Consider the following 6,954-nt stretch of genomic DNA (forward strand, 5'->3'; position numbering starts at 1 on the left):
AGGAACGAGACATGAACGCCGACCAAATCCTGACCGAAATCCGTGAAGCCAATCTGTCGTACCTGATGCTGGCCCAGAGCCTGATCCGCAGCGACCGCGAACAAGCGCTGTACCGCCTGGGCATCAGCGACGAGAGCGCTTCCCTGATCGGTCTGCTGACGCCGGCGCAGATGATGAAGGTGGCTGCCAGCAACACGCTGCTGTGCCGTTTCCGCATGGACGACGACCTGGTCTGGGGTCTGCTGACCAACCACGGCAAGGCTGCCTCGAACGACACGACGAGCCGCCTGCACGCCAGCATCCTGATGGCTGGCCGCCACCACGAAGCCGCCTGAGCTTCGCGACTGCCGAAAAACTGCCACACCACACAAGATTCCGGAGAGAGACATGACCCGCACCAAGAGCATCCTGACCGAAGCCAAGCAGATCGAACGCGCTGTCACGCTGATCAACCTGGGTGCTCGCCTGCAGGTTCTGGAATCTGAAACCGACCTGTCCTACGAGCGCCTGCTGCGCCTGTACAAGGAAGTCTCCGGCAAGTCGCCGAGCAAGGGTCAGTTGCCTTTCTCCACCGACTGGTTCATGACCTGGCAGCCCAACATCCATGCCTCGCTGTTCCTGAACATCCACGAATACCTGAACAAGGTGGCCGAGATGGACGAGATCGACACCGTCATCAAGGCTTACCAGCTGTACTCCGAGCAGACCCAGGCACAGGGCCTGGAAGCGCTGCTGTCGGTGACCCGCGCCTGGCGCCTGGTGAAGTTCGTCGACAACGGCATGTTGACGATGACCAAGTGCTCGAAGTGCGGCGGCCATTTCGTCAGCCACCCGCACGAGATTTCGAAGCACTACGTGTGCGGCCTGTGCAACCCGCCGGCACGTGCTGGCAAGGGCAAGGCCAGCGGTGGCATCCAGATGCACTGAGCGCCTGTGCGCTCAAGTCGGCCGCAAGGCGGTCGATAAGCTCTCAACGATTTCTGTTTTTCCCTGGGTAGTGTGAGTTAGCGACTTTTGTTTTCTTGATCTCCTCCTGGCGCTGAAAAGTGCTTTCAACGGATCCTTCGGGGTCCGTTTTCTTTTGCCCTGCCCGGGCGAGGGGCCGGGTCTCGCCCCGGCGGGCGAGTCACTTTCATTTGAAGCCCAAATGAAAGTAACCAAAGCAAAGGGCTTCAATACAACACCCACGGTTCGTTCTTCACGCTGCGGACAACACTGCCACTTCGGCTGCACATCCACGTTCAACGGGATTGTTGGCCGTTCTTCTCCACCCGGCTCGCTGCGCTTCGCCAAGACACATGGCGAGCGCAGGCGCGAGACGATGCGATGCGAAGCGAGCGAGACGAGGGGCACGGGAGAACAACAATCCCAATGAACGGGGATGTGCAGCCGAAGTGTCAGTGTTGTCCGAAGCGAGACTGAACGAACCGTATGGTTTTCAGGCGCCTTTGCTTTGGTTACTTTCATTTGGCAAGACAAATGAAAGTGACTCGCCCGCCGGGGCGAGACCCGGCAGCAGCCTCACGCAGTGAACAAAAGCCCCCCGCAGGGGTGAGAAGAAATCCTTTTTCCAGCGCTGTTCGAGCGATTGCCGAACCCGCCCCCCCTCGACACTCAAGTGACTGGGGTGGGGGCCGATAACGGTCCGAGACCAGCGCGGCGTGCGCACTCCCCCCTTACACGGAACAGCCTGGAACATGTTCGTCCTCATCGGTTACGCGGTTGCCCTCGGATGCATCTTCGGCGCCTATGTCCTGCACGGCGGGAACATGGGCGTGATCATCCACGCGCTGCCGACCGAGCTGATGGCCATCCTGGGCGGCGCGCTCGGCGCCTTCGTCGTCAACAACCAGCCGAAGGTGCTGAAGGCGACGCTGGCAGCGCTGCCGACGCTGCTGAAGGGCTCGAAGTATTCGAAGGCCCGCTACATGGAGCTGCTGGCGCTGCTCTACGACATCCTGCAGAAGGCGCGCAAGGAAGGCCTGATGTCGATCGAGAACGACGTCGAGCGCCCGCACGAATCGGCGCTCTTCAAGAAATACGCGACGGTGGGCAACGACCACCACGTGGTCGAGTTCGTCACCGACTACCTGCGCATGATGGTCTCGGGCAACCTGAACGCCCACGAGATCGAGAGCCTCATGGACAGCGAGATCGACACCCACCACCACGAGGCGCATGCGCCCGCCGCGGCGATCGCCCGGCTGGCCGGCGCGCTGCCGGCGTTCGGCATCGTGGCCGCCGTGCTCGGCGTGGTGAACACGATGGGCTCGGTGGGCCAGCCGCCCGCGATCCTCGGCGGCATGATCGGCTCGGCGCTGGTCGGCACCTTCCTCGGCATCCTGCTGGCCTATGCGGTCGCGGAACCACTGGCCGGGCTGATGGAGCAGAAGAACGACGAGAACGGCAAGGAACTGCAGTGCATCAAGACCACGCTGCTCGCGAGCATGCAGGGTTATGCGCCGCAGGTGGCGGTCGAATTCGGCCGCAAGGTGCTGTACTCGACCGACCGCCCGACCTTCGCTGAGCTCGAAGGCCATGTGAAGGGCAAGAAATAATGGCCGGCGATTCGAAGAAGCTGCAGCCGATCATCATCAAGCGCATCAAGAAGGGCGGCCATGGCGCCCACGGCGGCGCGTGGAAGATCGCGTATGCCGACTTCGTGACGGCAATGATGGCGTTCTTCCTGCTGATGTGGCTGCTCGGCTCGACGACCGAGGGCGACAAGAAGGGCATTGCCGACTATTTCCAGGCGCCGCTGAAGGTGGCACTGCTGAGCGGCGGCAGCGGCTCGGGCGATTCGTCGCACGTGATCAAGGGCGGCGGCACCGACCTCACCCGCAGCGGCGGCCAGGTCAAGAAGGGCGATACCGCATCACGCAGCACCATCAACCTGGCGGCGATGAAGGCCGAGCAGCGCCAGGCCGAGGCACAGCGGCTGCAGGTGCTGAAGCAGCACGTGGAAGACGTGCTGGCGGCGAATCCGAAGCTGGCGGCGCTGAAATCCCAGATCCGGCTCGACATGACGCCGGACGGCCTGCGCATCCAGATCGTCGACGAGCAGAACCGGCCGATGTTCGACAGCGGCAGCGCGCTGGTCAAACCCTACATGCGCGAGCTGCTGCAGGAGATCGGCGGCGTGCTGGCCGAGGTACCGAACCGGTTGACGCTGGAGGGCCACACCGACGCCGCGGCCTTCGGCGGCGGTGAGCGCGGCTACAGCAACTGGGAGCTGTCGTCGGACCGCGCCAATGCATCGCGCCGCGAATTGCTGCTGGGCGGGCTGCCCGAGGACCGGATGCTGCGGGTGCAGGGGCTCGCGTCGAGCGCGCTGTTCGACCGCAACGACCCGCTGAGCCCGTCGAACCGGCGCATCAGCATCATCGTGATGAACCGTGAGGCGGAGGACCGCTTCTTCCAGAACACGCCGTTGGCACCGGAACCCGAGGCGCCGGCTGCCGAGGGGGCGCTCACGCCGCCCTCAACTTCCGCCGCGACTGCCCGATAACAGCCGCAAAGCAGCCGATTCCAGGCTCCACACCGTACCACCGCCCCAAGCGACCCAGCGAGGACTCTCATGAGCACCGATTTGAAATTCCTGATCGTCGACGACTTCTCGACCATGCGCCGCATCGTGCGCGGGTTGCTGAAGGAGATCGGCTACAACAATGCCGAAGAGGCCGAGGATGGCGCGGTGGCGTTGAACATGCTGAAGAACGCGAAGTTCGACTTCGTCGTGAGCGACATCAACATGCCGAACATGAACGGCTTCGAGCTGTTGTCGGCGGTGAAGGCCGATGCGAGCCTGAAGCACCTGCCGGTGCTGATGGTGACCGCCGAGGCGCGCAAGGAAGACATCGTGCGGGCGGCGCAGGACGGCGCGGCCGGCTACATCGTCAAGCCCTTCACGAAGGCCACGCTGGAAGAAAAAGTCCAGAAGATCATGCAGAAGCTGGCCACCGCGGCCTGATGCCGCACCAGCCCCCCGACGTACAAGGGAACACATCATGAAGATGGATACGATGGCCACCCTGGCCCCGCCGACGGCTGCGGCCTCGCCCGAGGTCTTCCAGCAGCTCGGCGTGATCACGCGCCAGTTGCACGACACGCTGATGCAGCTCGGCGTGATCCCCAAGCTGCAGACCGCGGCCGACAACCTGCCCGACGCGCGCAGCCGCCTGAACTACATCGCCGAGAAGACCGGTGCTGCCGCCAACAAGGTGCTGAATTCGGTCGACCAGGCCAAGCTCGAGCACGCGAACATTGCCGCCGACACGCGCCGCATCGCGGCGGCCATCGTGGCCGACCCGGTGAAGGCGGTGGCCTCGGGTTCGGTGATGAATTTCGTCAGTGACGTCGAGGCGGCGACCGCACGCATCGACCTGCACCTGACCGACATCATGATGGCGCAGGATTTCCATGACCTGACCGGCCAGGTCGTGGCCAAGGTCGTCGCGCTGGCATCCGACCTGGAAGACAGCCTGGTCAAGCTGCTGGTGCAGGCGGCTCCGCCGGAGCAGGTGCAGAAGGTGGAGTCGTCGATCCTCAACGGGCCGGTGGTGAATCCTGAAGGGCGGACCGATGTGGTGACCAATCAGGGGGAGGTTGACGACCTCCTGGCCAGTCTGGGGTTCTGATTCTTCTCACTGAGTGGGGCTGCGCCGGGTCTCGCCCCGGCGGGCGAGTCACTTTCTTTGTCTTGCCAAAGAAAGTAACCAAAGAAGGCGCCTGAAAACCATACGGTTCGTTCAGTCTCGCTGCGGACAACACTGACGCTTCGGCTGGTGCCCCACATTCATTGGGATTGTTGGCCGTCCGCTACTCGCTGCCGACCAGGCCGTTGCGGATCGCGTAGACCGTCATCTCGGAGTTGTTCGAAAGGCCCAGCTTCTCGAGCACGCGGGCCCGGTACACGCTCACTGTCTTCGGGCTAAGCATCAGCTCCTCCGCGATGTCGGACAAGCGCTTGCCCGACGCGATCATCACCAACGTTTGCAGCTCGCGATCGGATAGCTTCTCGTGCGCCGCTTCGGTGGTCGGCGTCGTCAGGCTTTCCACCAGCATCTGCGCGATCTCCGGGGTCACGTATTTGCGGCCCTGCCCTACGGTGCGCACCGCGGCCACGATCGTCGCGGGGTCGCCGCCCTTGTTCACGTAGCCGAACGCCCCAGCCCTCAGCGCCCGGATCGCATACTGGTCCTCGGGGTACATCGACACCACCAGCACCCGCATCGTCGCGCCTTCGTCCTTCAGCACGTGCAGCACGTCCAGCCCGCTGCGGCCCGGCAGGTTGATGTCCAGCACCAGCACGTCACAACCGCCCGTCGTCCGCAACAACGACCGCAGCTCGGTGTAGTCACCCGCCTCGCCGATCACCTCGATGTCTGGAGCGTCCGACAAGGTGTCGCGGATGCCGCGCCGGATCAACGCATGGTCGTCGCACAGAATCACTTTGATCATCAGATATTCCCCCACACCGTCGGGTCATAAGGCGCCGACGGTTCCTCGGCGAGCTCGAAGTCCAACTCCTCCGACATCATCTCCAGCGGCACCGACAGGATCAACGTCGTCCCGGCCGGCCCGCTGCTCAGGTCCACCCAGCCCCCCACCGTGCCGGCCCGCTCGTGCAACCCACGGATGCCGAACGAACGCACCTTCGCCAGATCGTCATGGTTCAGGCCGCGGCCGTTGTCGCTGATCTCGAGCGACAACACCCCGCCCGCCAATGTCAGGTCGATCTGCACATGGCTCGCCTGCGCATGCTTGGTCACGTTGGTCAACGCCTCCTGCGCCGTGCGATACGCCACCAGCGGCACACCCGCCGGCAACGTGAGATGGTCGTAGCGGCTGCGGAACTCGCAGGTCACGCCGGTGCGCTTCTCGAAACGGCTCGCCATCCACTGCAGCGCCGCCACCAACCCCTGCTCCAAAATCGCCGGCCGCAGGTTGTGCATCACCCGCTGGCTCGCCTCGATCGCATGGCTCACCGTCTCGAGCGCCGAATTGACCCGCGCCAGCACCTCCGGCGAATCGGAATGCCGCGCAATCCACGCCAGGTCGAACTTCAGCGCCGTCAACGAACCGCCCACGTCGTCATGGATCTCGCGCGCAATCGCCGCCCGCTCCGATTCGACGCTGGTCTGCAGATGCTGCGCCAGCTCGTGCACCCGCTGCTTCTGCTCGCCCAGCTCGCGGTCGGCACGCTGGCGCGCCAGCAGCAGCTCGTGCGCCTCCACCGCATGCAGCAGCGCCGGCACCAGCCGCGCCAGGTTGTTCTTCAGCAGGTAGTCGCTCGCGCCATTGCGCATCGCCTCGACCGCGGTGTCCTCGCCGATCTCGCCGGACACCAGGATGAACGGGATGCTGCGCCCGCTCGCCTTCAGCAGGTCCAGCGCCACCAGGCCCGAAAAACCCGGCAGGTTGTAGTCGGACACGATGATGTCCCACTCCTGCGACGGCTCCAGCTCGCGCAGGAACTCGACCTCGGAATCGACCCGCACCGCGTCGACATCGAGCCCGCCGCGGCGCAGGTGGGCCAGCGTCAGGTGATGGTCGAGCTCGGAATCCTCCAGGTGCAGGAGGCGCAGGCGCTGCTCGGCAAGAGGCGGTGACATGGCCCGAGTATGCCAAGCAACCGGTTCGGAGGTGCCAACTTCGCACGCTCCACGGAGCCATTCGAAATGGCTGCGCTTTTCACCGGTGATTGAGCTAATGCTTTCCSCCCCCCTGCCGAAAATGGCAGACAGATAGMACGCCCTGCGCAGGAGCTCCCCTGCGCAGCGCCCCATCCCTCACCTTCGAGCGGAGATTCGGATGCAGATGAACGACGCCAACGATGCCGGCATGCCACCCGCGCCAGCGGGCATGGCATTGCTGGCCGCCGCCGACCTGCAGGACCACCTGATGTCGGCCACCAACGATCTGGAACGCCTTCAGACCCTGCTGGCCGACGCC

At 64.2% G+C, this 6,954-nt stretch carries 8 protein-coding genes; 6 read left to right on the forward strand and 2 right to left on the reverse strand.

The window, feature by feature from the left end:
• The first annotated feature begins 11 nt into the window (after positions 1-11).
• The 6 genes from flhD to AC1D15_RS13235 all read left to right on the forward strand — a co-directional run bounded on the left by flhD (position 12) and on the right by AC1D15_RS13235 (position 4,637).
• Positions 12-335: a flagellar transcriptional regulator FlhD gene (flhD, locus tag AC1D15_RS13210; protein WP_047510164.1), complete on the forward strand. Its 324-nt coding sequence runs from the start codon at positions 12-14 to the stop codon at positions 333-335.
• Positions 336-387: 52 nt separating this feature from the next.
• Positions 388-927 carry a flagellar transcriptional regulator FlhC gene (gene flhC / locus AC1D15_RS13215; RefSeq protein WP_047510166.1) on the forward strand — a complete coding sequence of 180 codons (540 nt, stop codon included), beginning with the start codon at positions 388-390 and terminating at the stop codon, positions 925-927.
• 770 nt (positions 928-1,697) lie between these two features.
• On the forward strand, positions 1,698-2,558 hold the full coding sequence (gene motA, locus AC1D15_RS13220) for a flagellar motor stator protein MotA (RefSeq protein ID WP_477826336.1): 861 nt from the start codon (positions 1,698-1,700) through the stop codon (positions 2,556-2,558).
• Positions 2,558-3,508 carry a flagellar motor protein MotB gene (gene motB, locus AC1D15_RS13225; protein WP_047511113.1) on the forward strand — a complete coding sequence of 317 codons (951 nt, stop codon included), beginning with the start codon at positions 2,558-2,560 and terminating at the stop codon, positions 3,506-3,508. The genes motA and motB overlap by 1 nt, the downstream gene beginning before the upstream one ends.
• Positions 3,509-3,577: 69 nt before the next feature.
• Complete coding sequence (gene cheY, locus AC1D15_RS13230; RefSeq protein WP_047511116.1) at positions 3,578-3,970, forward strand: chemotaxis response regulator CheY; 393 nt, start codon at positions 3,578-3,580, stop codon at positions 3,968-3,970.
• Between the two features lie 37 nt (positions 3,971-4,007).
• Positions 4,008-4,637: a protein phosphatase CheZ gene (locus tag AC1D15_RS13235; RefSeq protein ID WP_477826337.1), complete on the forward strand. Its 630-nt coding sequence runs from the start codon at positions 4,008-4,010 to the stop codon at positions 4,635-4,637.
• A gap of 181 nt (positions 4,638-4,818) precedes the next feature.
• Here the strand turns inward: AC1D15_RS13235 and AC1D15_RS13240 are convergent, their stop codons facing one another.
• On the reverse strand, positions 4,819-5,460 hold the full coding sequence (locus tag AC1D15_RS13240) for a response regulator (protein ID WP_047511092.1): 642 nt from the start codon (positions 5,458-5,460) through the stop codon (positions 4,819-4,821).
• Positions 5,460-6,614, reverse strand: coding sequence for a hybrid sensor histidine kinase/response regulator (locus AC1D15_RS13245; RefSeq protein WP_047511095.1), 1,155 nt, complete (start codon positions 6,612-6,614; stop codon positions 5,460-5,462). The genes AC1D15_RS13240 and AC1D15_RS13245 overlap by 1 nt, the downstream gene beginning before the upstream one ends.
• Positions 6,615-6,954 lie beyond the last annotated feature (340 nt).

The organism is Rhizobacter sp. P2_H2, from assembly GCF_056403375.1.

Excerpts from the sequence above, each read along its gene's own strand:
- flhD (WP_047510164.1), top strand. The coding sequence starts at position 12 with ATGAACGCCGACCAAATCCTGACCGAAATCCGTGAAGCCAATCTGTCG.
- flhC (WP_047510166.1), top strand. The coding sequence starts at position 388 with ATGACCCGCACCAAGAGCATCCTGACCGAAGCCAAGCAGATCGAACGC.
- motA (WP_477826336.1), top strand. The coding sequence starts at position 1,698 with ATGTTCGTCCTCATCGGTTACGCGGTTGCCCTCGGATGCATCTTCGGC.
- motB (WP_047511113.1), top strand. The coding sequence starts at position 2,558 with ATGGCCGGCGATTCGAAGAAGCTGCAGCCGATCATCATCAAGCGCATC.
- cheY (WP_047511116.1), top strand. The coding sequence starts at position 3,578 with ATGAGCACCGATTTGAAATTCCTGATCGTCGACGACTTCTCGACCATG.
- AC1D15_RS13235 (WP_477826337.1), top strand. The coding sequence starts at position 4,008 with ATGAAGATGGATACGATGGCCACCCTGGCCCCGCCGACGGCTGCGGCC.
- AC1D15_RS13240 (WP_047511092.1), bottom strand. The coding sequence starts at position 5,460 with ATGATCAAAGTGATTCTGTGCGACGACCATGCGTTGATCCGGCGCGGC.
- AC1D15_RS13245 (WP_047511095.1), bottom strand. The coding sequence starts at position 6,614 with ATGTCACCGCCTCTTGCCGAGCAGCGCCTGCGCCTCCTGCACCTGGAG.